This window comes from Variovorax sp. HW608 (assembly GCF_900090195.1).
Classification (GTDB): domain Bacteria; phylum Pseudomonadota; class Gammaproteobacteria; order Burkholderiales; family Burkholderiaceae_C; genus Variovorax.
The window spans coordinates 5566963-5590687 of sequence record NZ_LT607803.1 but is presented as its reverse complement, the minus strand read 5'-3'; the positions used below and the strand labels follow the sequence as shown (position 1 = coordinate 5590687).

Sequence of the window (23725 nt, the reverse complement as noted above, 5' to 3'; positions counted from 1 at the left end):
GCACCGCAGCATGATGCATTCACCAGAAGCACTAGCCGAACGGACGCTCCGCCCGGCTACGAACCCACGGGAATTTCCCTTACGCCGGCGCGGTCGTACTCCGCCGCTGCGCCGGCGCGCTGAGGTAGAGCCAGACGCCGAAGACGATCATCGGCACGCACAGCCACTGGCCCATGCTCATGTTGAGCGCGAGCAGGCCCAGGAAGTCATCGGGCTCGCGGAAGAATTCGGCCGTGAAGCGCATCGCGCCGTAGCCGATCAGGAACACCGCCGACACGCGGCGCTCGCGCCTTTGCTTGCGCGCATAGAGCCACAGGATCACGAACAGCAGCAGCCCTTCGAGCAGGAACTGGTAGACCTGCGACGGATGGCGCGGCAGCATCGAGCCGCTCTGCGGAAAGACCATGCCCCACGGCAGGTCGGCGGGCGCGAAGCGGCCCCAGAGCTCGCCGTTGATGAAGTTGCCGACCCGGCCCGCGGCCAGCCCGGTGGGCACGCAGGGCGCGACGAAATCCATCACCTGCCAGAACGGCCGCTTGCGCGAATGCGCGAACCAGAACATCGATGCGATCACGCCCAGCAGCCCGCCGTGGAAGCTCATGCCGCCCTGCCAGACGAAGAAGATCTCGATCGGATGGGTGAGATAGAAGCCCGGCTTGTAGAACAGGCAATAACCCAGCCGCCCGCCGACGATCACGCCGAGGACGCCGAGAAAAAGGATGTCCTCGAGGTCCTTGCGCGTCCAGGCGCCGGGGCCGGTGATCGAGCGGAACGGCTCGTGGCGCAGGCGGCGCGTGCCGAGGAAATAGAACAGTGCGAAAGCGGCCAGATAGGTCAGGCCATACCAGTGGATGGCGATCGGCCCGAGCTGCAACGCCACGGGGTTGATCTGCGGATACATGAGCATGACCGGGATTAAAGCACCCCGCGCGGACCTACCCGGCTGCACCGCGGCCGATGAATTCGATGAAGCGCGCGAGCGCCGGGTTGGCGGCGCCGGCAGCCCAGACGAGGCTGGTCTCGCAGCTCGGCAGCGCGACGGCTGCGCGGCGGCGGCCTTCGGGCTCGAATTCGGCCGCGCCGCGATAGACGATGCCCGCCCGGCGGAACTGCATCACGCTCTCGGGCACCCAGGCCACGCCGAGGCCGCCCCACACGAGGTTGACGATGGTCTGCATCTGGATCGCCTCCTGCGCGATGCGCGGCGTGCGGCCGGCCGCGTGGTAGAGGCCGAAGATCGCGTCGTGCAGCGAGGGCACGATGCGGCGCGGGAAGATGACCACCGGCTCGGCCAGGGCATCCGCGAGCCGGACCTTCCTGGCTCTCGCCAGCGGATGGGTGGCGGGAAGCGCGAGCACCAGTGGTTCCTGCGACACCGCGAGTCGCTCCAGGCCCGGCGGCGCGGAGCCCGGCGAGTGCAGCATGAGGCCGGCATCGATCTCGCCGCGCGAGAAGGCCTCGAGCTGCACGTCGCCGGTGGCCTCGACCAGTTCCAGCGCGACATCGGGCGAGCGCTGGCGGAATTCGCGCACCCACACCGGCAGCCGCTCGAAGCCGATGGTCGATACGAAGGCGAGCCGCACGCGACCGACCTCGCCCGCCGCCGCCGCGCGCGCACGCACCGGCAAGGCCTGTGCGCGGGCCAGGAGCTCGCGCACTTCAGGCAACAGCGCCTCGCCGGCCGGCGTGAGAGCGACCCGGCGCCGCGTGCGATCGAACAGCACCGCGCCGAGCGATTTCTCGAGCTGCGCGATCGCCTGCGTGACGGGCGGCTGCGTCATGTGCAGGCGCAGCGCCGCGCGACCGAAATGCAATTCCTCCGCCACCGCGAGGAACTGGCGCCAGACGCGGAGGTCGATCAGGCTCTCTTTCATATGCCGAGCATATCAATCAACGTCCAAAATTGGATTGGAACCAATCAATCAATCGTCCGATACTTGGCGTCCCCGATTTCCCAATTCCCCGATCACGAGAGACCCACGATGGAAACGAAACCGATCCAGATCAACCGCCGCAGCGCCAACATCGTCGAAGGCAAGAGCCGGGCGCCGAACCGGTCGATGTTCTATGCCATGGGCTACGAGGAAGCCGACTTCAAGAAGCCGATGGTCGGCGTCGCCAACGGCCACAGCACCATCACGCCCTGCAACTCGGGCCTGCAGAAGCTGGCCGACGCGGCCATCGCCGGCATCGAGGAAGCCGGCGGCAACGCTCAGGTGTTCGGCACGCCGACGATCTCCGACGGCATGGCCATGGGCACCGAGGGCATGAAGTACTCGCTGGTGAGCCGCGAGGTGATCTCCGACTGCATCGAGACCTGCGTCGGCGGCCAGTGGATGGACGGCGTGCTGGTGGTCGGCGGCTGCGACAAGAACATGCCCGGCGGCATGATGGGCATGCTGCGCGCCAACGTGCCGGCCATCTATGTCTACGGCGGCACCATCCTGCCCGGCCACTACAAGGGCCAGGACCTCAACATCGTGAGCGTGTTCGAGGCGGTCGGCCAGAACGCGGCCGGCAACATGAGCGACGAGGACCTGTTGGAAATCGAGCGCCGCGCCATCCCCGGCACCGGTTCGTGCGGCGGCATGTACACCGCCAACACCATGTCGAGCGCCTTCGAGGCACTGGGCATGTCGCTGCCCTACTCGTCCACCATGGCCAACCCGCACGACGAGAAGCAGAACTCGGCCAAGGAATCGGCCAAGGTGCTGATCGAGGCCATCAAGACGGACCTGAAGCCGCGCGACATCGTGACCAAGAAGGCGATCGAGAACGCGGTCGCGGTCATCATGGCCACCGGCGGCTCGACCAACGCGGTGCTGCACTTCCTCGCGATCGCGCATGCGGCCGGCGTGGACTGGACCATCGACGACTTCGAGCGCATCCGCAAGAAGGTGCCGGTGATCTGCGACCTCAAGCCCAGCGGCAAGTACCTCGCGGTCGACCTGCACAAGGCCGGCGGCATTCCGCAGGTCATGAAGGTACTGCTGAACGCGGGCCTGCTGCACGGTGACTGCATCACCATCACCGGCAAGACCGTCGCCGAAGTGCTCAAGGACGTGCCGGACCAGCCGCGCGCGGACCAGGACGTGATCCGCCCCATCCACAATCCGATGTACGCCGAAGGGCATCTGGCGATCCTCAAGGGCAACCTCTCGCCCGAAGGCGCGGTCGCCAAGATCACCGGCCTCAAGAACCCCGTCATCACCGGCCCGGCGCGCGTGTTCGACGACGAGCAATCGGCGCTGCAGGCGATCCTCGACGGCAAGATCAAGGCCGGCGACGTGATGGTGCTGCGCTACCTCGGCCCCAAGGGCGGCCCGGGCATGCCGGAAATGCTGGCCCCGACCGGTGCGCTGATCGGCGCCGGCCTCGGCGAAAGCGTGGGCCTCATCACCGACGGCCGCTTCTCGGGCGGCACCTGGGGCATGGTGGTCGGCCACGTCGCACCCGAAGCGGCGGCGGGCGGCACCATCGCGTTCGTCAACGAGGGCGATTCGATCACCATCGACGCACACCAGTTGAAGCTCGAACTCAACGTGCCCGACGCCGAAATCGCCAAGCGCCGCGCCGCCTGGAAGGCCCCTGCCCCGCGCTACACCCGCGGCGTGCAGGCCAAGTTCGCCTTCAATGCCTCCAGCGCCAGCTCCGGCGCCGTGCTCGACAAGTACTGACACCCCCCAAGCCGCTTCGCGGCAGCCCCCTCTCTCGCCTTCGGCGGGAGGGGGGCGAACCCGGCGGCCCGGCAAAGCCGGTTCCGCGGGTTCCCTGGCCTTGGACTGCGTGCGCTTCAGGCGCCGTAGGGAGCTATTTCCTCCGGAGCGTACCCAGCTTGCTCCGCTGCCGATCGATGCGCTCCTGCCGGCGCGCGTTCTCTCTTTCGACGACCTTGCGCTTGGTATAGCCCGAGGCATCGGCCCAGGCCCACCATGCGACGGCCAACGCGAAAGGCGACAGCACCACCCACCAGCTCCAGGTGGCGACAACGCCCACCTCGAGCACCTTGAGCGCCACGCCCAGCAAGCCCAACCCCAGGAACCACATCGCGAACTCCTCGTCCTTTGTCTGTGACGCGCGAGGCCCGGGACGTGCACCGCCCTACCTACAATCGCGTTGGATCGACTTTAACGCACCCACGCCTTTGAACCCCATGAAAAAAGCGCTCCTTGCTGCCGCGCTGTGTGCCGGCTGCGCAGCCCCCGCCTTCGCCGATCTGGCGCTGGCCACGTCGAAGAACTGCATGAGCTGCCACGCGGTCGATCGCAAGGTGCTGGGCCCGGCCTTCAAGGACGTGGCCGCCAAGTACAAGGACAACAAGGGCGCGGTCGACCAGCTCGCCAACAAGATCATGAAGGGCGGCTCCGGCGTCTGGGGGCCGGTGCCGATGCCCGCCAACAACCAGGTCAGCGAGGCCGATGCGAAGAAGCTGGCCGCCTGGGTGCTGTCGACGAAATAGCGCCGTCGATCAGACCGCCGGCGGCATGCCCGCCGCGGCGGCGGTCGAACGGCGATCCAGCCGGTCCTCGAGCTGGCCGATGTGTGCGGCCAGCGTGTTGTCGAGCTGCTCGGAACGCATCTTCATCGCCACCTCCAGTTGCTCGACCCGCGCGAGCATCGCCGCATGCCGCTCGGCGTTGCGGGTCATGTGGGCGTTTTCCTGGCTTTCAAGAAAGTTGCGCAGCTCGGTGAAGCGCGAGGCTTCCGCCTTGTCGGCGAGGTCGCGCTGGGCCTGCATCTCCTTGGTGTGACGGCGGGTCTCCAGCAGGATCGAGCTTTGCAGGTAGACCACGTAGGCGACGAAGAAGATGCCCAGCAGCGCCGTCAGCCCCAGCATGATCAGCCCGAAGGGCGCAGTGACCTGCATGAAGCCGATCGACATGGCCGTCGGCGCGGCGATGAGGCCCCAGTTCAACGCAGCCAGTGCCGCGATCAGCAGCACGACCACCAGCAATACACCTGTTCTGACTCCCATGACCTGCTCCAGTTTGTGATTGGAGGGTCATTTGTAACATCAGTAGGCCTGCCCGAGCTGCTCCAGGATCGCGGGGTTCTCCAGCGTGGAGGTGTCCTGCGTGATCGCCTCGCCCTTGGCGATGCTGCGCAGCAGGCGGCGCATGATCTTGCCGCTGCGGGTCTTGGGCAGGTTCTCGCCGAAGCGGATGTCCTTGGGCTTGGCGATGGGGCCGATTTCCTTCGCGACCCAGTTGCGCAGTTCCGCCGCGATCTGCTTGGCTTCGTCGCCGCTGGGACGGCCGCGCTTGAGCACCACGAAGGCGCAGACCGCCTCGCCGGTCAGGTCGTCGGGCCGGCCGACGACCGCGGCCTCGGCCACCAGATCGGTCTTGGCGACCAGCGCGGATTCGATCTCCATCGTGCCCAGGCGGTGTCCGGAGACGTTGAGCACATCGTCGATGCGCCCCGTGATGCGGAAGTACGCCCGGTCGGCGCTGCGCACCGCGCCGTCGCCGGCCAGGTAGATCGCGCCGCCCATCTCTTCGGGGAAGTAGCTCTTCTTGAAGCGCTCCGGGTCGTTCCAGATGGTGCGGATCATCGACGGCCACGGGCGCTTGATGACCAGCATGCCGCCGGCGCCGTGCGGGATGTCCTTGCCGGTCTCGTCGACGATCGCGGCCATGATGCCCGGCAGCGGCAGCGTGCACGAACCCGGCACCAGCGGCGTGGCGCCCGGCAGCGGCGTGATGACGTGGCCGCCGGTCTCGGTCTGCCAGAAGGTGTCGACGATCGGGCACTTCTCGCCGCCGACGTTCCGCCAGTACCACATCCACGCTTCGGGATTGATCGGCTCGCCCACCGTGCCGAGGATGCGCAGCGACGAGAGGTTCCAGTTCTTCGGATGCACCTTCTCGTCGCTGTCCGCCGCCTTGATCAGCGAACGGATCGCCGTCGGCGCCGTGTAGAAGACCGAGACCTCGTGCTTCTCGACCATCTGCCAGAAGCGGCCCGCATGCGGGAAGGTCGGGATGCCCTCGAACACCACCTGCGTCGCGCCCGCCGCGAGCGGACCGTAGGCCACGTAGGTGTGGCCGGTGATCCAGCCGATGTCGGCGGTGCACCAGAAGACGTCCTCCGGACGGATGTCGAAGGTCCAGTCCATCGTGAGCCTGGCCCACAGCAGGTAGCCGCCGGTCGAATGCTGCACGCCCTTGGGCTTGCCCGTGGAACCGGAGGTGTAGAGGACGAAGAGCGGATGCTCGGCGCCGACGGGCACCGGCGCGCACTCGGTGCCTTGGCCCTTGAGCGCTTCGTCGAAGGTCTTGTCGCGGCCGGCGACCATGTTGCACGGCGTCCTGGTGCGCTCGAAGACCAGCACCGTCCTGATCGACTCGCAGCCGCCGAGCGCGATGCCCTCGTCGACGATCGCCTTCAGCGGCAGCTCCTTGCCGCCACGCAACTGGAAGTTGGCGGTGACGACCGCCACGGCGCCGGCATCGATGATGCGCTCGTTCAGCGCCTTGGCCGAGAAGCCGCCGAACACCACGCTGTGCGTGGCGCCGATGCGTGCGCAGGCCTGCATCGCGACCACGCCCTCGATCGTCATCGGCATGTAGATGATGACGCGATCGCCCTTCTGGATGCCCTGCGCCTTCAGCGCGTTGGCGAACTGCGAGACACGCGCCAGCAGCTCCTTGTAGGTGACCTTCGTGACCGCGCCGTCGTCGGCCTCGAAGATGATCGCGGTCTTGTTCTCGACCGGCGTGCCGATGTGCTTGTCGAGGCAGTTGGCCGAGGCATTCAGTTCGCCGTCGTCGAACCACTTGTAGAACGGCACGTTGGACTCGTCGAGCACGCGCGTGAAAGGCTTGGTCCAGACCACGTTGGCTTTCGCCTGCCGCGCCCAGAAGCCCTCGAAATCATCGGCGGCTTCCTTGCACAGGGCTTCGTACGCGGCCATGCTGGGGATGCGCGCGCCCTGGCTGGCACGGGCGTCCGGCGGAAACACGCGGTTTTCGACCAGGACGGATTCGATGGTGGATGCGCTGCTCATTCGTTTGTCTCCTTTACCGACAGCATCAGATTGCGACCCGTTGCGGTGCCGGTCGAATGTCGGCGCGCGCACTTACGGAGGACTGACGGGCCATGTTAACGAGGGATTCGCGGCACGGCGCCCAACGGTCGCCCGCCACCGGCCCGAGCGGCCGGGGTGCGGATCGGCGGATGGCGCGGGTTCGGGGCGCGGACCCCTGATCCCGCGTAGACCGGCTCAGCGGCCGGTCATTTTTTCGGGCACCACCCAGGCGTCGAACTGCTCCGCCGTCAGGTGCCCCGAGGCGATCGCCGCCTCGCGCAGGCTGGTGCCTTCCTTGTGCGCCTTCTTCGCGATGAACGCGGCCTTGTCGTAGCCGATATGCGTGTTGAGCGCGGTCACGAGCATCAGTGAGCGCTGCACCAGTTCGGTGATGCGCTCGCGGTTGGGCTCGATGCCGACCGCGCAGTGGTCGTTGAAGCTCACCATCCCGTCGGCCAGGAGCCGCACGCTTTGCAGGAAATTGTGGGCGATCATCGGGCGGAAGACGTTGAGCTCGAAGTTGCCTGAGGCGCCGCCGACGTTGATCGCGACGTCGTTGCCGAACACCTGCGCGGCCAGCATCGTGACCGCTTCGCTCTGCGTCGGATTGACCTTGCCGGGCATGATCGAGGAACCCGGCTCGTTCTCCGGGATGCTCAGCTCGCCGATGCCGCTGCGCGGCCCGCTCGCCAGCCAGCGGATGTCGTTGGCGATCTTGTTCATGCTCGCCGCGAGCGTCTTGAGCGCGCCGTGCGCATGGACCAGCCCATCGGCCGAGGCCATGCCCTCGAACTTGTTCGGCGCCGTGACGAAAGGCAGTCCGGTGAGCTTCGCGAGCTCCGCCGCCACCTGCTCGGCATAGCCCTTGGGCGCGTTGAGGCCGGTGCCGACAGCGGTGCCGCCGAGCGCCAGCTCGCACAGGTGCGGCAGTGCGGCCCGCACATGGGCCTCGCCGTGCGCGAGCTGGGCGACGTAGCCGGAGAACTCCTGGCCGAGCGTGAGCGGCGTCGCGTCCTGCAGGTGCGTGCGGCCGATCTTCACGATGCCCTCGAAGTCCTTCGATTTCTTCTCGAGCGTGGCGCGCAGCTTGGCGATGGCCGGCAGCAGCCGGTGCGTGATCGAATCGACCGCAGCGACGTGCATCGCGGTCGGAAACACGTCGTTCGACGACTGGCTGCGGTTGACATCATCGTTGGGATGCACGAGCCGCCCTTCGCCGCGTTCGCCGCCGAGCAGTTCGCTCGCGCGGTTCGCCAGCACCTCGTTCACGTTCATGTTGGTCTGCGTGCCCGATCCGGTCTGCCAGACCACGAGCGGAAACTCCCCGGGATGCTTGCCGGCGATGACCTCGTCGGCCGCCTGCACGATGGCCTGGGTCTTCTTCTCGTCCTGCAGGCCGAGGGCGCGGTTGACCACCGCCGACGCGCGTTTCACCTGCGCCAGCGCACGGATGATCTCGGCCGGCTGGCGCTCGCCGGAGATGTCGAAGTTCTGCAGGGAACGCTGGGTCTGTGCGCCCCAGAGCCTGTCGGCCGGCACGTCGATCGGACCGAAAGTGTCGCGCTCGGTGCGGGTCTTGGAGGAGGATGTCGCCATGGAAAAGGGTCCCCGGTCGGAGTCGAAACGCCGACCATCGTACTCGGGCGCGGCCTGCCAGAGCGGCAGGCCACGGCCGCGGCGCGGATAATCGCGGGGTTTTGTCTGCCATCCATCCCACGTAACGCCATGACCATCATCCAGCAGGCCGACCTGATCGAATCGGTGTCCGCCGCCCTCCAGTACATCAGCTACTACCACCCGAGCGACTACATCGCGCACCTGGCCAAGGCCTATGAACGCGAGCAGAGCCCGGCGGCCAAGGATGCGATGGCACAGATCCTGACCAACAGCAAGATGAGCGCGACCGGCCATCGTCCGATCTGCCAGGACACCGGCATCGTCAACGTGTTCCTCAAGGTCGGCATGGACGTGCGCTGGGGCGGCTTCACCGGCAGCCTCGAAGACGCCGTCAACGAAGGCGTCCGCCGCGGCTACAACCACCCGGACAACATGCTGCGCGCCTCGGTCGTGGCCGATCCGCAGTTCGACCGCAAGAACACCAAGGACAACACGCCCGCCGTGATCTTCACCGAGATCGTCCCGGGCAACACCGTCGAAGTCACGGTCGCGGCCAAGGGCGGCGGCAGCGAGAACAAGAGCAAGCTCGCGATGCTGAACCCCGGCGACAGCGTGGTCGACTGGGTGCTCAAGACCGTGCCCACGATGGGCGCCGGCTGGTGCCCGCCGGGCATGCTGGGCATCGGCATCGGCGGCACGGCCGAGAAGGCCACCCTGCTCGCCAAGGAAAGCCTGATGGACGACCTCGACATGCACGAGCTGCAGGCCAAGAAGGCCTCGGGCGCCGAGCTGACCAAGGTCGAGGCGCTGCGCATCGAGCTCTATGAAAAGGTCAACGCGCTGGGCATCGGCGCACAGGGCCTGGGCGGTCTTTCCACCGTGCTCGACGTCAAGATCAAGATGTACCCGACGCACGCGGCGAGCAAGCCGGTGGCGATGATCCCGAACTGCGCGGCGACCCGCCACGCGCACTTCGTGCTCGACGGTTCGGGCCCGGTGTACCTCGAAGCGCCGTCGCTCGACCTCTGGCCCAAGATCGACTGGGCACCGGACTACAACAAGAGCAAGCGCGTCGACCTCGACAAGCTCACGCCCGAGGAAGTCGCGAGCTGGAAGCCGGGCGACACGCTGCTGCTCAACGGCAAGATGCTCACCGGCCGCGACGCCGCGCACAAGCGCATCGCCGATATGCTCGCCAAGGGCGAGAAGCTGCCGGTGGACTTCACCAACCGAGTGATCTACTACGTCGGCCCGGTCGATCCGGTCAAGGACGAGGCGGTCGGCCCCGCGGGCCCGACCACCGCCACCCGCATGGACGGCTTCACCGAGATGATGCTCGCCCAGACCGGCCTGATCGCGATGATCGGCAAGGCCGAGCGCGGCCCGGTCGCGATCGAGGCGATCAAGAAGCACAGGAGCGCCTACCTGATGGCGGTCGGCGGCGCGGCCTACCTCGTGAGCAAGGCGATCAAGACCGCGAAGGTGGTCGGCTTCGCGGACCTCGGCATGGAAGCCATCTACGAATTCGACGTGGTCGACATGCCCGTGACCGTCGCGGTCGATGCCGGCGGCACCAGCGCCCACATCACCGGCCCGGCCGAGTGGCAGAAGCGCATCGCCAGCGGCGAATTCAAGACCATCACGCTGGAGCCGGCTTGAGCGCTGCCGCGGCCGGGGCTTCGCCGGACGCCGATCGACCGATCGGCGTCTTCGACAGCGGCGTCGGGGGCCTGAGCGTCCTCAACGCGCTGCGTGCCGAACTGCCGCATGAGCGCTTCGTCTACTTCGCCGACACGGCCCATGCGCCGTACGGCGAGCGCGGCGATGCCTTCGTCGCCAAGCGAACCACGGCGATCGCGCGCCACCTCGTCGACGAGCACGGGATCAAGGCGCTCGTCGTCGCCTGCAACACCGCGACCGCGGCGGCGATCCATGAGCTGCGCGCCGAGCATCCCACCCTGCCCGTGATCGGCGTCGAGCCGGCCCTCAAGCCGGCGGTCGCGCTGAGCAGGACCGGCCACATCGCAGTCATCGCCACGCGCGTGACGCTGGAAAGCCGCAAGTTCGAAGCGCTGCACGGCTCGCTCGCGGCACGGGCCCGGTTCCGCATCGTCCCCTGCGATGGGCTCGCGGGCGCCATCGAGCGCGCGGACGCCGCCCGGGTCGCCGCGTTGTGCGAGAAGTACCTTGGCGCGGCCGGGCGCTTCGGCGATCAGCCCGGACAGATCGATACGCTGGTGCTCGGCTGCACGCACTACCCCTTCATCGCGGGCGAGCTGCGTCGCTGGACCGGGGACGCGGTGCGATTCATCGACACCGGCGCACCGGTCGCACAGCAGACGCGGCGCCTGCTGCTGAACGCCCGGCATCTCAAGCCGGAAGGCGCCGGGGATGTCCTGCTGCTCAGCAGCGCCGCGCCCGCAGCGCTCGATGCGGCGGCGGCGCGCTGGCTCGGGGGCCCGATCGAATGCGCGATCCACGCCCGGGCCCTCCACACGACCCCCGCCTGAATCCATCACGCATGCGCCGCCAGCATGTCGCCGCCTGCTTTCTCGGATTCGCCTGCGCGGCCGGGCATGCGGCGTGCGATACCGGCCTCGCAGAACGGATGCACACCAAGCTGCACCCCAGGCGTGCCCTCGACCACGAACGCGCCGTGTGCGAGCCCTGGAGGGGCTTCCCGGGCCGCTACATCGTCGTGCTGCCGATGCCGGAGGCCGGAGGAACTCCCGACACGACCCGGTTCGACCTCGATGTGCTGGTCGTCCAGCAGGCCGACAACGGCAACACCGAGCGCGCGAAGATCGTCAGCCGGCTGCTCGACGAAGGCGCGCTGACCGAAGACGCGATCCGCATCGCGGAAATCCGTGTCGACACCGCGCGCTACACGCTCGCGCCGGATGCACGCGCCTTCGGTCTGCGCGTGCTGTACCAGGGTTCTTCGCGCACGAGCCCCTACGCGCGGGAAACGCTCACGCTCTATCTGCCGCAAGGCCAGAAGCTCGCCAAGGTGCTCGACCAGCTCGAGATGACCCTGGAGCACGGCGAGTGGGACACGAATTGCACCGGCGTTTTCGAGGCCACGCGCGGCGCGCTGTCGGTCATGCGGGCGACGAGCAACGGCCTGGCCGACCTGACGCTCAGGCGCACGCGCTCCGGGAGCCGCGCCACGCTCCAGGGGGACGAGTGCATCACCCAGGAGCGTCCGGCGACTTTCAACGCCACCGTGCTGCATTACGACGGCACGATCTACCGGATACCCAAGCGCGCGGCGCGCGACTGAGCTTCGCGGACGCTCAGGCCCGAAGCGCGGCCTCGCGGCCCCGCCGCATGTCGATCGGCAGCAGCATCAGGAGTCCCGCGGCGAACAGCAGCGCGGTCGCGAGGATCGCGATGCGCTGGTTGCCGCCGGTCATCCAGGTGATCACGCCGTAGCTCAGCGGGCCGATGATGCTGGCCAGCCGCGTCGCGAAGGTCCACAGGCCGAAGAATTCGGCCAGCTGGCCCGGAGGCGCCAGGACACCCGTCATGGCACGGCCTGCCGATTGGCTGGAGCCCATCGCCAGGCCGGCGATCGATGCGGCCCACCAGAAGCCGCCCTTGGTCGTCACCGATGCCGCGATCACGCAGACGGCGATCCAGGCGACCAGCGTTCCGGCCAGCGAACGCCGGTGTCCGATCCGGTCCTGCCAATAGCCGAAGACGAAGGCTCCGAGCGCCGCAGCGATGTTCAGGACGAAGATCAGGATCATGGTTTCGTTCGGGACGAACCCGATCACCTGCTCCGCATAGATCGCCGCCAGCGTGATGGCGACCGCGACGCCGCCCTGGTAGGACACCGTGCAGGCCAGCAGCCACGTGAAGTCGCGGTACTTGCGGGCTTCCACGAAGGTGCTGCGCAACTGCTGCCACGCGCTCGACGCCTCGGCGCCCGCCTGCGGCACCGCGCGTTCCGGAAGGAGGATGAAGGTTGCGCACGCCGCGACGCCATAGAGCGCCGCCGTGATGAGCATCGTCACCGGCACGAAGTGGGCAGCCGGCAGTCCGCGGCTCTGTGCCCACAGCACGTAGGCGAGGCACAGTCCGAGCGCGAGCATGCCGCCGATGTAGCCGAAACCCCAGCCCCAGCCACTGACCCTTCCCATGCCGTCGGCGGTCGCCAGTTCGGGCAGGAACGCCCCGGTCAGCGACTCGCCATAGGAGTAGAAGGTGTTGGAGATGATCACCAGCGCCATCGCGACGACCACGCCGCTGAAGCCGTCGACGCGCGGCGTGAAGGCCAGCGCCGCAGTGCCGGCCACGCAGCCCGCGGTAGCCAGGAAGAGCACGCGCTTCTTGGCGGCATGAAGATCGGCCCAGGCGCCGATCGCGGGCATCGTCACCATCACGAGCGCATACGAGACGCTGAGCGCCAGGGTCCATGCGAAGGCGCCCCAGGGCGCCCCCTGGGCGATGCCGCCGACGAAATAGGCGGCGAACACCGCGGTGATGACCACGGTGGTGTAGCCCGAGTTGGCGAAGTCGTACATCGCCCAGCCGAACACTTCACGCTTGCGAACGCCCGGCTGCAGGGCTGACTGGGGGAAAAGGCTCAAGTCAGTGCAGGTGACGCGGCCGGCGTCCGCCGCCGTGGCCACCGCTGCCGGCGCCACCGGTGCCGCCGCGCGGGCGCTTGCCGATCTCGAGCGAGTTCACCAGCGCATCGAAGCGATCGCCGAAGAGCTTGTCGATCTCCGCCACCACGCCGCCGAGTTCGGCACCGTCGAAGTGGCGCTCCATGAGGTTCACGACGTCCTCGACCAGCAGGTCGCGCTGCACCTGCATGATCGCGGCGGGATTCGGGCCGACGAACAGCATCAGGAAGTCGTCGCGCGATTCCTGGTCGGGGTCGCCTTCCTCCTCGTCGAAGTCGGTGTCGTAGAAGGTGACTTCCAGCGCGGCGCCCTGCTCGGACAGCTCGTTGAGCGCCATGCACATCTCGTCGAGCGCCTGGCGGAAGTCCTCGTCGCCGGCCACCGTCCAGCAGATCTGGAGCATGTGGTCCTTCTGCTCGAAACGGATCCCGGGTTCTTCCTCGTAGACGCTGCTCGCGCCGTCGGCGAGCGAGCGCGCGCCGGCGTATTTCCACAGCGGCTTGAGGGCTTCCTGAATCTGCTCGAAATCAACGTCGGAGCGCAGCGGCACGTCGCCATGCACATGGATTTCGAACGGAGCGTTATAGCGAGGCATGTCTTGCTCCCTTGTAATGTGGTGGTGCCCGGAACCGGGGTCGAACCGGTACGCCCCTTATGCAGGAAGCGGCGGATTTTAAGTCCGATGTGTCTACCAATTTCACCATCCGGGCTTCCGGTCGGATGTTGACGATACCCCAAACGAAAACAGTCCCGTCAATCTGTATTGGCGGGACTGCATTTTGGGCATGAGGAATCGATGGAGGCGCGATCCGGAGTCGAACCGGACTAGACGGATTTGCAATCCGTTGCATAACCGCTTTGCTATCGCGCCGCGAAAAAAAAGGAAGCACCGGCTTCCCTTTTTTAGAACTGGAGCGGGAAACGAGGCTCGAACTCGCGACCTCAACCTTGGCAAGGTTGCGCTCTACCAACTGAGCTATTCCCGCGTACTCTGCTTCGACTTTCACCGATTGCTGCAGAGCCTCGAATTATATAGCAATTTTTCGAGGCTCCTCAAGAGGGCTGCACTTTTTAGTGCTTCACCGAACCTTCGACCGGTTGCGACGCGCGCTGCTTGGCCTGCTCCGCCATCGCCGCAGCGGATGCCGCGACCTCTTCGTCGGACAGCGGCGTCGGCGTCTTCTCGAGCGCGATCTCGAGCACCTTGTCGATCCACTTCACCGGCACGATCTCGAGGCCGTTCTTCACGTTCTCGGGAATGTCCTGCAGGTCCTTCGCGTTCTCTTCGGGGATCAGCACGGTCTTGATGCCGCCGCGCAATGCAGCGAGCAGCTTCTCCTTCAGGCCGCCGATCGCCGTGACTTCGCCACGAAGCGTGATCTCGCCCGTCATCGCCACGTCGGCGCGAACCGGAATGCCGGTCAGCGCGGAGACGAATGCGGTGGTCATCGCCGCACCGGCGCTCGGGCCGTCCTTGGGCGTCGCGCCATCCGGCACGTGGATGTGGATGTCGCGCTTCTCGAAGACCTCGTCCTTGATGCCGAGCCTGCGCGCACGGCTGCGCACCACGGTGCGGGCCGCCTCGACCGACTCCTTCATCACGTCGCCGAGCGAGCCCGTGCGGCTGATCACGCCCTTGCCGGGCATCGTCACGGCTTCGATCGTGAGCAGGTCGCCCCCGACTTCGGTCCACGCCAGGCCCACGACCTGCCCCACCTGGTTCTGCTTTTCGGCGAGACCGAAGGTGTACTTGCGCACGCCGAGGAAGTCGTTGAGGTTCTGGCCGTTGACCACGACCTTCGCCTCCATCTTCTTGAGCAGCAGGCCCTTGACCACCTTGCGGCAGATCTTCGACAGGTCGCGCTCGAGCGAGCGCACGCCGGCTTCCCGGGTGTAGTAGCGCACGATGTCGCGCACCGCCTCTTCGGTGATCAGGAGTTCGTCCTCCTTCACGCCGTTGTTCTTCATCTGCTTGGGCAGCAGGTACTTCAGCGCGATGTGCGTCTTCTCGTCTTCGGTGTAGCCCGCGAGGCGAATGACTTCCATCCGGTCGAGCAGCGCCGGCGGGATGTTCATCGAGTTCGAGGTCGCGACGAACATCACGTCGGAGAGGTCGAAGTCGACCTCGACGTAGTGGTCGCCGAAGGTGTGGTTCTGCTCGGGGTCGAGCACTTCGAGCAGCGCGCTCGACGGATCGCCGCGGAAGTCGGTGCCGAGCTTGTCGATCTCGTCGAGCAGGAACAGCGGATTGCGCGTGCCGACCTTGCCCAGGCTCTGCAGCACCTTGCCCGGCAGCGCGCCGATGTAGGTGCGGCGGTGGCCGCGAATCTCGGCTTCGTCACGCATGCCGCCCAGCGCCATGCGCGTGTACTTGCGGCCGGTCGCCTTGGCGATCGACTGTCCCAGCGAGGTCTTGCCCACGCCCGGCGGTCCCACGAGGCACAGGATCGGCGCCTTGACCTTGTCCACGCGCTGCTGCACTGCGAGGTATTCGAGGATGCGGTCCTTGACCTTCTCGAGCCCGTAGTGGTCCTCGTTCAGCACCTCCTCGGCATGGGCGAGGTCGTGCTTGATCTTGGTCTTCTTGCTCCATGGCAGGCCGACCAGCACGTCGATGTAGTTGCGCACCACGGTCGCCTCGGCCGACATCGGCGACATCAGCTTGAGCTTCTTGAGTTCGCTCTCGGCCTTCTTGAGCGCATCCTTGGGCATCTTGGCGAGCTTGATCTTCTTCTCGATCTCCTCGATGTCCGCGCCCTCTTCGCCTTCGCCGAGCTCCTTCTGGATCGCCTTGACCTGCTCGTTCAGGTAGAAGTCGCGCTGGTTCTTCTCCATCTGGCGCTTGACGCGGCCACGGATCTTCTTGTCGACGTTGAGGATGTCGACCTCACGCTCCAGCTGGCCGAACAGGTTCTCGAGACGCTCCTTGATGTCGGCCAGATCCAGCACCGCCTGCTTGTTGTCGAGCTTCAGCGGCAAATGGGCGGCGATGGTGTCCGCCAGCCGGCCCGGATCGTCGATGCTCGAAATCGACGTCAGGATCTCGGGCGGAATCTTCTTGTTCAGCTTGACGTACTGGTCGAACTGCTGCATCACCGCGCGGCGCAGCGCCTCGACCTCGGTCGCCTTCTGGGTGGAGGTGTCGGCAGGCTCGACCGGCGTCACGTTCGCCGAGAAGTGCGTTTCGCTGTCGTCGATCTGGTTGACGCGCGCACGTTGCTGGCCCTCGACCAGCACCTTCACGGTCCCGTCGGGCAGCTTCAGCATCTGCAGGATGGTCGAGATGCAGCCCACCTCGAACATGTCTTCGACCGAAGGCTCGTCCTTGGCGGCGGCTTTCTGCGCCACCAGCATGATTCGGCGCTCCGCTTCCATCGCCAGTTCGAGGGCCTTGATGCTCTTGGGGCGGCCGACGAACAGCGGAATGACCATGTGGGGGAACACGACCACGTCGCGCAGCGGAAGCAGCGGCAAGTCGAGTTCGGTTGCAGGCAGAGGGGTATGACCGGACATGGGGATCCTTTACTTGATCATGAAAAGATGGTCGGCCGCACGCGCTTTTCAAGCCCGCGTTGGCGGATTTCGGCGAAAGACGCCGGACGCATGTTTCAAAGCGGCCGGCTGCGCGGTCATCACGCCTTCTTGGCGGTTTCGCGGTAGACGAGCAGCGGAGGCTTGTTCTCGTCGATGGTCGATTCGTCGACCACCACCTTGTCGACATTGGTCGTGTTCGGCAGTTCGAACATCGTGTCGATCAGCGACTGTTCGAGGATCGAACGCAGGCCCCGTGCGCCCGTCTTGCGCGCCAGTGCCTTGCGGGCGATCGCCTTGAGCGCAGCCGGGCGGATCTCGAGGTCCACGCCTTCCATCTGCAGGAGCTTGGTGAACTGCTTGACGACCGCGTTCTTCGGCTCGGTCAGGATCTGGACCAGGGCGTCCTCGGTGAGCTCCGCCAGCGAAGCCACAACCGGCATCCGGCCCACGAGCTCGGGGATGAGGCCGAACTTGATCAGGTCCTCGGGCTCGACCTCGCGAAAGACCTCGGTGAGGCTGCGCTGCTTCTTGCTCTTGACCGACGCGCCGAAGCCGATGCCGGACGCCTCGGTCCGGTTCTCGATGACCTTTTCGAGGCCGGCGAACGCGCCACCGCAGATGAACAGGATGTTGGTCGTGTCGATCTGCAGGAAGTCCTGGTTCGGATGCTTGCGCCCGCCCTGCGGCGGCACGCTGGCCATGGTGCCTTCGATCAGCTTGAGCAGCGCCTGCTGCACGCCTTCGCCGGACACGTCGCGGGTGATCGACGGGTTGTCGGACTTGCGCGAGATCTTGTCGATCTCGTCGATGTAGACGATGCCGCGCTGCGCGCGCTCGACCTCGTAGTTGCAGCTCTGGAGCAGCTTCTGGATGATGTTCTCGACATCCTCGCCCACATAGCCGGCTTCGGTCAGCGTGGTCGCATCGGCCATCACGAAGGGCACGTCGAGCATGCGCGCCAGCGTTTGCGCCAGCAGCGTCTTGCCCGAACCGGTCGGGCCGATCAGCAGGATGTTGCTCTTGCTCAGCTCGACGTCGTCGCCCTTGGCCTTGTCCTTGTGGCGCAGGCGCTTGTAGTGGTTGTAGACGGCCACCGACAGCATGCGCTTGGCCGGCTCCTGGCCGATCACGTAGTTGTCGAGGTTCGCCTTGATCTCCGACGGCGTCGGAAGATCGCCGCGCGACTCGCGCGATTCCTCGCCCGTGGGCAGCTCGTCACGGATGATCTCGTTGCACAGGTCGATGCACTCGTCGCAAATGAAGACCGAAGGCCCGGCGATCAGCTTCTTGACCTCGTGCTGACTCTTCCCGCAGAACGAGCAGTAAAGCGTTTTTTCGCTGGAGGAGCCTTTTTTTTCGGCCATGGACAAATGCCTCGTAACAGGGGGGGTTCAGCAATGATAGCGAAACAAAAACGGCGTTCCCCGTGTGGGAAAACGCCGTCGTTGCTCGGGCGCCTCGCGCGGGCAATCAGCTGCGCTTGGTGATCACCTGGTCGATCAGCCCGTATTCCTTCGACTCGTCGGCCGTCAGGAAGTAGTCGCGCTCGGTGTCGCGGGCGATCTTGTCGACCGGCTGGCCGGTGCGTTCCGCCAGGATGCGGTTCATCTGTTCCCGGGTCTTCAGGATGTCGCGCGCATGGATCTCGATGTCCGTGGCCTGTCCGCGGGCGCCGCCGAGCACCTGGTGGATCATGATCTTCGAGTTCGGCAGCGAGAAGCGCTTGCCCTTCGCGCCGGCCGCCAGCAGGAAGGCGCCCATGCTGGCCGCAAAGCCGATGCACAGGGTCGACACGTCAGGCTTGATGAACTGCATGGTGTCGTAGATCGCCATGCCCGCGCTCACGCTGCCGCCGGGGGAGTTGATGTAGAACGAGATGTCCTTGTCCGGGTTCTCGCTCTCGAGGAACAGGAGTTGCGCCACCACCAGGTTGGCCGTCTGGTCGTTGACTTCGCCGACCAGGAAGATCACCCGCTCCTTGAGCAGGCGCGAATAGATGTCGTAGGACCGCTCGCCGCGACCCGACTGCTCGATGACCATCGGGATCATGCCGAGGCCTTGAATTTCCTGTGCGCTCATGTTTGCTCTCCAGAGGGATTTGGACTGTACCCAGACGAAATGGGGCTCGTGCCACAAAGCACAAGCCCCATGGATTCGACCGGCCGCGATCAGCCCTGTTGGGCCATCAGCTCGTCGAAGGATACCGACTTCTCGTTGACCTTCGCCTTGCCGAGCACGAAATCGGTCACGTTGTTCTCGATCACCACGGCTTCGACTTCCGCCAGGCGGCGGTTGTCGCTGAAGTACCAGCGCACGACGTCGGCCGGCTTCTCGTAGCTGGCGGCGAGCTCATCGACATGCGCCTTGATCTGCTCCGGCTTGGCCTGCAGGTTGTTGGCGCGGACCAGCTCGGCGACGACCAGGCCCAGGCGCACGCGGCGCTCGGCCTGCGGGCGGAACACGTCATCGGGGATCGGCGCCTTGTCGGCGTCCTTGATGCCACGCTGCTTGAGCTCGGCGCGGGCGCCTTCGATCATGCGGTCGACTTCAGCCTGGACGCTCGACTTGGGCAGGTCCAGTTCGGCGTTGGCGACGAGCGCGTCCATCACGGCGTTCTTGTTGCGCGCCAGGAGGCGGAACTTGACTTCGCGCTCGAGGTTCTTCTTGATGTCGGCGCGCAGGCCTTCGACGGTGGCGTCGGCGATGCCGAGCGACTTGGCGAACTGCTCGTTGACTTCAGGCAGGTTCGAGGCCTCGACCTTCTTCACGGTGACCATGAAGTCGGCTTGCTTGCCGGCCACGTCCTTGCCGTGGTAGTCGGCCGGGAACGACAGCGGGAAGGTGCGGCTGTCGCCCGCCTTCAGGCCGCGAACGGCGTCCTCGAATTCCTTCAGCATCTGGCCTTCGCCGACGATGAACTGGAAGTCGTCGGCCTTGCCGCCCTGGAAGGGCTCGCCGTCGATCTTGCCCTCGAAGTCGACGCTGACCCGGTCGCCGTCCTGCACGGCGGCGTCCTGTGCGCGCTGCGAGAAGGTGCGGCGCTGCTTGCGCAGGATGTCGAGCGTCTTGTCGATCGCCTCGTCGCCGACGGCGGCGCTGAGCTTCTCGACTTCGGCGCCGGCGAGGTCATTGATCTTGACGTCCGGGAAGACTTCGAAGATCGCGTCGAACGCGAGCTGGCCCTCGGGCGACTCTTCCTTCTCGGTGATGCGCGGCTGGCCGGCGACGCGCAGCTTGGCTTCGTTGGCGGCCTGCGAGAAGGCCTCGCCGACCTTGTCGTTCATGACTTCGTAGTGAACCGAGTAACCATAGCGCTGGGCCACGACGTTCATCGGCACCTTGCCGGGACGGAAGCCGTCCATCTTGACGGTGCGAGCCAGCTTCTTGAGGCGCGAATCGACCTCGGACTGGATGGCGCCGACGGGCAGGGTCAGCGTGATCTTGCGCTCGAGCTTCTCGAGGGTTTCAACGTTCACGGTCATTTGAGTCTTCCTTGTGAGGGGTCTTGTGCTGGTGCGCGGGGCCGGACTCGAACCGGCACGCCATTGCTGGCGTCAGGACCTAAACCTGGTGCGTCTACCAATTTCGCCACCCGCGCGGATCCAGTGTTTTCAGGTGATGAATACCCGAAGGCGGCCGATAGCCCATAGATAGCCCATGGGCCAGGCCGCCTTCGTCATTCGCTAGCGGACGACTCGGAAAAGCCCTCCGCCTGAAATCGGTCAACCGCGTATTTTAAGCGCGAACGAGGGCCTCTTCCGCCAGGGCCGCAGGGTTTCTCTCTTCGCGCCCGACGCGGAACCATGCCGCGTACATCGCCGGCAGCGCGAGCAGCGTCAGCACGGTGGCGACGATGAGCCCGCCCATGATCGCCACCGCCATCGGCCCCCAGAAGACGCTGCGCGACAGCGGGATCATCGCCAGCACGGCCGCTGCCGCCGTCAGCACGATCGGCCGCAGGCGGCGCACCGCCGATTCGACGATCGCGTTCCACGCCGGCACGCCGGCCGCGCGGTCGTGCTCGATCTGGTCGATCAGGATCACCGCGTTGCGCTGGATCATGCCCATCAGCGCGATCACGCCCAGCAGCGCGACGAAGCCGAAGGGCCGGTTCAGCGCCAGCAACGCGCCGGCCACGCCGACGATCCCCAGCGGCCCGGTGATGAAGACCAGCAGCGAGCGGCTGAAGCTGTGCAGCTGCAGCATCAGCAGCGTGAACACCAGGAACAGCATGACCGGCACGCCGGCCACGATCGACGCCGAGCCCTTGCTGCTTTCCTCCACCGCGCCGGCCACCTCGATGCGGTAGGCGCCCTGCCCGGCGGCATGCCACTTCGCTTCGAGCTCGCGCAGCCTGGGCAGCAATTGATCCGTCACCGTCGCGCCCTGCAGTCCTTCGACGATGTCGCCCTGCACCGTGATCGCGTAGTCGCGGTTCTCGCGCCACATCACACCGGGCTCCCAGGTGAAGACCGGCCTGGCGATCTGCGTCAGCGGAATCGATCGGCCCGAAGCGGTCGGGAGATAGGCATTGCCGACATCGGAAATCGCCTCGCGCTCGTCCGGCGACTGGCGCAGCACGATGTCGATGAGGCGGTCGTTCTCGCGGTACTGCCCGACCGTGGTGCCGCTGAACATGGTCCGCGACGCCTGCGCGATCGCCTGGCTCGTCACGCCCAGGGCGCGCGCCTTGTCCTGGTCGACCTCCAGCCGGATCACCTTGACCGACTCGTTCCAGTTGTCGTTGACGCCGCGCATGTTCGGGTTCTCGCGCATCACGGCCTTGACCTCGTCGGCCCGCGCACGCAGTTCGGCCGGATCGGTCCCGATCACGCGGAACTGCACCGGATATGGCACCGGCGGCCCGTTGGGCAGCAGCTTCACGCGGCCGCGCACCTCCGGGAACTCCTCTGCCAGCAATGCGGGCAGCTTCAGGCGCAGGGTCTCGCGATAGTGCAGGTCCTTGGCCAGCACGATCAGCTGCGAGACATTGGTCTGCGGGAACACCTGGTCCAGCGGCAGGTAGAAGCGCGGCACGCCCGAGCCGATCCAGGTCGTGACCGTGGTGACGCCCTCTTCCTGGTGCAGGCGCTGCTCGACGCGCCGGGCGACTTCCTCGTTCGCGGCAAAGGAGGTGCCCTCGGGGAACCACAGGTCGACCAGGATCTCCGGCCGGCTCGAATCGGGGAAGAACTGCTGCTGCACCTTGCCCATGCCGACGATGCCGAGCGCGAACATCAGCACCGTGGCGCCGATGGTGATCCAGCGGTGCGCCACGCACCAGTCCACCGTGCGGCGGAAGGTGTTGTAGAACGGCGTGTCGAAGAGCTCGTGCGGCGGCGCATCGGGGTCGTGCGGCTTGACCTTCAGGAGGATCGTCCCGAGGTAGGGCACGAAGTACACCGACACGAACCAGCTCAGCACCAGCGCGATCACCGTCACCGCGAAGATGGCGAAGGTGTATTCGCCGGTCACCGACTTCGCGATGCCGATCGGAAGGAAGCCCGCTGCCGTGATCAGCGTGCCGGTCAGCATCGGCTTGGCCGTGACGTCGTACGCGAAGGTGGCGGCACGCACCTTGTCGTAGCCCTCCTCCATCTTCCGCACCATCATCTCGACCGCGATGATCGCGTCGTCCACCAGGAGGCCGAGCGCGATGATCAGCGAGCCGAGCGAGATCTTGTGCAGCCCGATGCCGAAATAGTTCATGGCCAGGAAGGTCACCCCGAGCACGAGCGGAATCGTGATCGCCACCACCAGCCCCGGCCGGATGTCGATATACCAGCCGAAGCGCCCGCCCTTGTGCAAACCGAGCGAGATGAAGCTCACCGCGAGCACGATCGCCACCGCCTCGATCAGCACGTGCACGAATTCATTGACCGAGCGCGAGACCGCGACCGGCTGGTCCTGCACCTGCACCAGCTTGACGCCGAGCGGCAGCTGCTTTTCGATCTGCTCGGTCGCGCTCTTGAGCGCCTTGCCGAGCGCGATGATGTCGCCGCCCTTGGCCATCGAAACGCCGAGCGCGATCACTTCCTGGCCCTCGTGCCGTACCTTGACGGCCGGCGGATCGACGTAGGCGCGATGGATTTCGGCGATGTCGCCGAGCCGCATCTGGTTGCCCGAGCTGCCGCGGATCGGCATGGCACGCAACTGCTCGACGTTCGTGAACTGGCCGGCCACGCGCACCTGCACGATGTCCTGCGGCGCCTGGATGGTTCCGGCGCTCTCGATCGCATTCTGCGAGCCGAGCTGCGCGAGCACGTTGCTGAAATCGAGCCCGAGCTGGGCGAGCCGCTTCTGCGAGACCTCGATGAAGACCTTCTCGTCCTGCACGCCGAACTGCTCGACCTTGGCGACGTCCTTCACGCGCAGGAGGCGCTGCCGCACGTCGTCGGCGAAGGTCTTGAGTTCGGCATACGTGAAGCCTTCGCTTTCCAGCGCGTAGATCACGCCGTAGACATCGCCGAAGTCGTCGTTGAAGAACGGCCCCTGCACGCCGGAGGGCAGCGTGTAGCGCATGTCGCCGATCTTCTTGCGCACCGTGTACCAGACGTTCGCCACGTCGCCCGGCGGCGACGAATCCTTGATCTGGAAGATGATCTGCGACTCGCCGGGCTTGGAATAGCTGCGGATCTTGTCGGCGTACGGCGCCTCCTGCAGCGTGCGTTCGAGCTTGTCGGTGACCTGCTCCGCCACCTGTTGCGCGGTGGCGCCCGGCCAGTAGGTGCGGACCACCATGGCGCGGAAGGTGAACGGCGGATCCTCGTCCTGCCCGAGCTGGAAGTAGGACGCGAATCCCAGCAGCATCAAGACGAGCATCAGGTAGCGGGTGAGCGCCACGTGATCGAGCGCCCATTTCGAGAGGTTGAAGCCGGTCTTGCCGGCGTCGGCGTTGGGTGAGGTCATG

Annotated in this window: 18 protein-coding genes and 4 tRNA genes; 5 read left to right on the top strand and 17 right to left on the bottom strand. The window is 66.3% G+C overall.

Annotation, left to right across the window (positions count from 1 at the left end; genetic code table 11):
• Positions 1 to 79: 79 nt before the first annotated feature.
• On the bottom strand, positions 80 to 907 hold the full coding sequence (gene lgt / locus VAR608DRAFT_RS26445) for a prolipoprotein diacylglyceryl transferase (protein ID WP_088956773.1): 828 nt from the start codon (positions 905 to 907) through the stop codon (positions 80 to 82).
• Between the two features lie 28 nt (positions 908 to 935).
• Complete coding sequence (locus tag VAR608DRAFT_RS26440) at positions 936 to 1874, bottom strand: LysR family transcriptional regulator (protein WP_088956772.1); 939 nt, start codon at positions 1872 to 1874, stop codon at positions 936 to 938.
• 108 nt (positions 1875 to 1982) lie between these two features.
• On the opposite strand from VAR608DRAFT_RS26440, the gene ilvD reads away from it, so the two are divergent.
• On the top strand, positions 1983 to 3677 hold the full coding sequence (gene ilvD / locus VAR608DRAFT_RS26435; RefSeq protein WP_088956771.1) for a dihydroxy-acid dehydratase: 1695 nt from the start codon (positions 1983 to 1985) through the stop codon (positions 3675 to 3677).
• A 133-nt stretch (positions 3678 to 3810) separates the two neighbouring features.
• Here ilvD and VAR608DRAFT_RS26430 read toward each other — a convergent pair whose 3' ends face one another.
• Positions 3811 to 4047: a TIGR04438 family Trp-rich protein gene (locus tag VAR608DRAFT_RS26430; protein ID WP_088956770.1), complete on the bottom strand. Its 237-nt coding sequence runs from the start codon at positions 4045 to 4047 to the stop codon at positions 3811 to 3813.
• Between the two features lie 106 nt (positions 4048 to 4153).
• Here VAR608DRAFT_RS26430 and VAR608DRAFT_RS26425 point away from each other — a divergent pair, with 106 nt between their 5' ends.
• The gene (locus VAR608DRAFT_RS26425; protein ID WP_088956769.1) at positions 4154 to 4459 is read left to right on the top strand and encodes a c-type cytochrome; all 306 of its coding nucleotides are present in this window, start codon (positions 4154 to 4156) and stop codon (positions 4457 to 4459) included.
• Between the two features lie 9 nt (positions 4460 to 4468).
• Here the strand turns inward: VAR608DRAFT_RS26425 and VAR608DRAFT_RS26420 are convergent, their stop codons facing one another.
• The 3 genes from VAR608DRAFT_RS26420 to fumC all read right to left on the bottom strand — a co-directional run bounded on the left by VAR608DRAFT_RS26420 (position 4469) and on the right by fumC (position 8626).
• Positions 4469 to 4975, bottom strand: coding sequence for a Signal transduction histidine kinase (locus VAR608DRAFT_RS26420; RefSeq protein WP_088956768.1), 507 nt, complete (start codon positions 4973 to 4975; stop codon positions 4469 to 4471).
• A gap of 39 nt (positions 4976 to 5014) precedes the next feature.
• A complete protein-coding gene (gene acs / locus VAR608DRAFT_RS26415) occupies positions 5015 to 7009 on the bottom strand; it encodes an acetate--CoA ligase (protein WP_088956767.1) in 1995 nt (664 codons plus the stop codon).
• A 216-nt stretch (positions 7010 to 7225) separates the two neighbouring features.
• Positions 7226 to 8626 carry a class II fumarate hydratase gene (gene fumC / locus VAR608DRAFT_RS26410; RefSeq protein ID WP_088956766.1) on the bottom strand — a complete coding sequence of 467 codons (1401 nt, stop codon included), beginning with the start codon at positions 8624 to 8626 and terminating at the stop codon, positions 7226 to 7228.
• 129 nt (positions 8627 to 8755) lie between these two features.
• Here fumC and VAR608DRAFT_RS26405 point away from each other — a divergent pair, with 129 nt between their 5' ends.
• From VAR608DRAFT_RS26405 to VAR608DRAFT_RS26395, 3 genes are read left to right on the top strand one after another with little or no spacing between them, the layout of a single operon-like run.
• Positions 8756 to 10306: a fumarate hydratase gene (locus VAR608DRAFT_RS26405; RefSeq protein WP_088956765.1), complete on the top strand. Its 1551-nt coding sequence runs from the start codon at positions 8756 to 8758 to the stop codon at positions 10304 to 10306.
• Complete coding sequence (gene murI / locus VAR608DRAFT_RS26400; protein WP_088956764.1) at positions 10303 to 11157, top strand: glutamate racemase; 855 nt, start codon at positions 10303 to 10305, stop codon at positions 11155 to 11157. The genes VAR608DRAFT_RS26405 and murI overlap by 4 nt, the downstream gene beginning before the upstream one ends.
• Positions 11158 to 11168: 11 nt before the next feature.
• A complete protein-coding gene (locus VAR608DRAFT_RS26395; RefSeq protein WP_088956763.1) occupies positions 11169 to 11930 on the top strand; it encodes a hypothetical protein in 762 nt (253 codons plus the stop codon).
• Positions 11931 to 11943: 13 nt separating this feature from the next.
• Here the strand turns inward: VAR608DRAFT_RS26395 and VAR608DRAFT_RS26390 are convergent, their stop codons facing one another.
• The 11 genes from VAR608DRAFT_RS26390 to VAR608DRAFT_RS26340 all read right to left on the bottom strand — a co-directional run bounded on the left by VAR608DRAFT_RS26390 (position 11944) and on the right by VAR608DRAFT_RS26340 (position 23724).
• Positions 11944 to 13242, bottom strand: a complete 1299-nt coding sequence (locus VAR608DRAFT_RS26390; protein ID WP_088958987.1) for an MFS transporter — start codon at positions 13240 to 13242, stop codon at positions 11944 to 11946.
• Position 13243: 1 nt separating this feature from the next.
• Complete coding sequence (locus tag VAR608DRAFT_RS26385; protein ID WP_088956762.1) at positions 13244 to 13876, bottom strand: DUF6806 family protein; 633 nt, start codon at positions 13874 to 13876, stop codon at positions 13244 to 13246.
• Between the two features lie 22 nt (positions 13877 to 13898).
• Positions 13899 to 13991 (bottom strand) — tRNA-Leu (locus VAR608DRAFT_RS26380).
• An 87-nt stretch (positions 13992 to 14078) separates the two neighbouring features.
• Positions 14079 to 14152, bottom strand: a tRNA-Cys gene (locus VAR608DRAFT_RS26375).
• 39 nt (positions 14153 to 14191) lie between these two features.
• A tRNA-Gly gene (locus VAR608DRAFT_RS26370) sits at positions 14192 to 14267 on the bottom strand.
• An 85-nt stretch (positions 14268 to 14352) separates the two neighbouring features.
• Positions 14353 to 16794, bottom strand: coding sequence for an endopeptidase La (lon, locus tag VAR608DRAFT_RS26365; RefSeq protein ID WP_088956761.1), 2442 nt, complete (start codon positions 16792 to 16794; stop codon positions 14353 to 14355).
• Between the two features lie 119 nt (positions 16795 to 16913).
• Complete coding sequence (clpX, locus tag VAR608DRAFT_RS26360; RefSeq protein WP_088956760.1) at positions 16914 to 18179, bottom strand: ATP-dependent Clp protease ATP-binding subunit ClpX; 1266 nt, start codon at positions 18177 to 18179, stop codon at positions 16914 to 16916.
• A gap of 106 nt (positions 18180 to 18285) precedes the next feature.
• The gene (gene clpP, locus VAR608DRAFT_RS26355; protein ID WP_088956759.1) at positions 18286 to 18894 is read right to left on the bottom strand and encodes an ATP-dependent Clp endopeptidase proteolytic subunit ClpP; all 609 of its coding nucleotides are present in this window, start codon (positions 18892 to 18894) and stop codon (positions 18286 to 18288) included.
• Positions 18895 to 18983: 89 nt separating this feature from the next.
• Complete coding sequence (gene tig, locus VAR608DRAFT_RS26350; protein WP_088956758.1) at positions 18984 to 20297, bottom strand: trigger factor; 1314 nt, start codon at positions 20295 to 20297, stop codon at positions 18984 to 18986.
• Between the two features lie 29 nt (positions 20298 to 20326).
• Positions 20327 to 20413: transfer RNA gene (locus tag VAR608DRAFT_RS26345), tRNA-Leu, on the bottom strand.
• A gap of 137 nt (positions 20414 to 20550) precedes the next feature.
• The gene (locus VAR608DRAFT_RS26340) at positions 20551 to 23724 is read right to left on the bottom strand and encodes an efflux RND transporter permease subunit (RefSeq protein ID WP_088956757.1); all 3174 of its coding nucleotides are present in this window, start codon (positions 23722 to 23724) and stop codon (positions 20551 to 20553) included.
• Position 23725 lies beyond the last annotated feature (1 nt).

What these genes read in the sequence shown, in the direction of transcription:
- clpX (WP_088956760.1), bottom strand. Translation starts at nt 18,179, where the DNA reads ATGGCCGAAAAAAAAGGCTCCTCCAGCGAAAAAACGCTTTACTGCTCG.
- VAR608DRAFT_RS26440 (WP_088956772.1), bottom strand. Translation starts at nt 1,874, where the DNA reads ATGAAAGAGAGCCTGATCGACCTCCGCGTCTGGCGCCAGTTCCTCGCG.
- VAR608DRAFT_RS26385 (WP_088956762.1), bottom strand. Translation starts at nt 13,876, where the DNA reads ATGCCTCGCTATAACGCTCCGTTCGAAATCCATGTGCATGGCGACGTG.
- clpP (WP_088956759.1), bottom strand. Translation starts at nt 18,894, where the DNA reads ATGAGCGCACAGGAAATTCAAGGCCTCGGCATGATCCCGATGGTCATC.
- VAR608DRAFT_RS26420 (WP_088956768.1), bottom strand. Translation starts at nt 4,975, where the DNA reads ATGGGAGTCAGAACAGGTGTATTGCTGGTGGTCGTGCTGCTGATCGCG.
- VAR608DRAFT_RS26340 (WP_088956757.1), bottom strand. Translation starts at nt 23,724, where the DNA reads ATGACCTCACCCAACGCCGACGCCGGCAAGACCGGCTTCAACCTCTCG.
- VAR608DRAFT_RS26405 (WP_088956765.1), top strand. Translation starts at nt 8,756, where the DNA reads ATGACCATCATCCAGCAGGCCGACCTGATCGAATCGGTGTCCGCCGCC.
- VAR608DRAFT_RS26395 (WP_088956763.1), top strand. Translation starts at nt 11,169, where the DNA reads ATGCGCCGCCAGCATGTCGCCGCCTGCTTTCTCGGATTCGCCTGCGCG.
- lon (WP_088956761.1), bottom strand. Translation starts at nt 16,794, where the DNA reads ATGTCCGGTCATACCCCTCTGCCTGCAACCGAACTCGACTTGCCGCTG.
- tig (WP_088956758.1), bottom strand. Translation starts at nt 20,297, where the DNA reads ATGACCGTGAACGTTGAAACCCTCGAGAAGCTCGAGCGCAAGATCACG.
- acs (WP_088956767.1), bottom strand. Translation starts at nt 7,009, where the DNA reads ATGAGCAGCGCATCCACCATCGAATCCGTCCTGGTCGAAAACCGCGTG.
- ilvD (WP_088956771.1), top strand. Translation starts at nt 1,983, where the DNA reads ATGGAAACGAAACCGATCCAGATCAACCGCCGCAGCGCCAACATCGTC.
- VAR608DRAFT_RS26430 (WP_088956770.1), bottom strand. Translation starts at nt 4,047, where the DNA reads ATGTGGTTCCTGGGGTTGGGCTTGCTGGGCGTGGCGCTCAAGGTGCTC.
- fumC (WP_088956766.1), bottom strand. Translation starts at nt 8,626, where the DNA reads ATGGCGACATCCTCCTCCAAGACCCGCACCGAGCGCGACACTTTCGGT.
- VAR608DRAFT_RS26425 (WP_088956769.1), top strand. Translation starts at nt 4,154, where the DNA reads ATGAAAAAAGCGCTCCTTGCTGCCGCGCTGTGTGCCGGCTGCGCAGCC.
- lgt (WP_088956773.1), bottom strand. Translation starts at nt 907, where the DNA reads ATGCTCATGTATCCGCAGATCAACCCCGTGGCGTTGCAGCTCGGGCCG.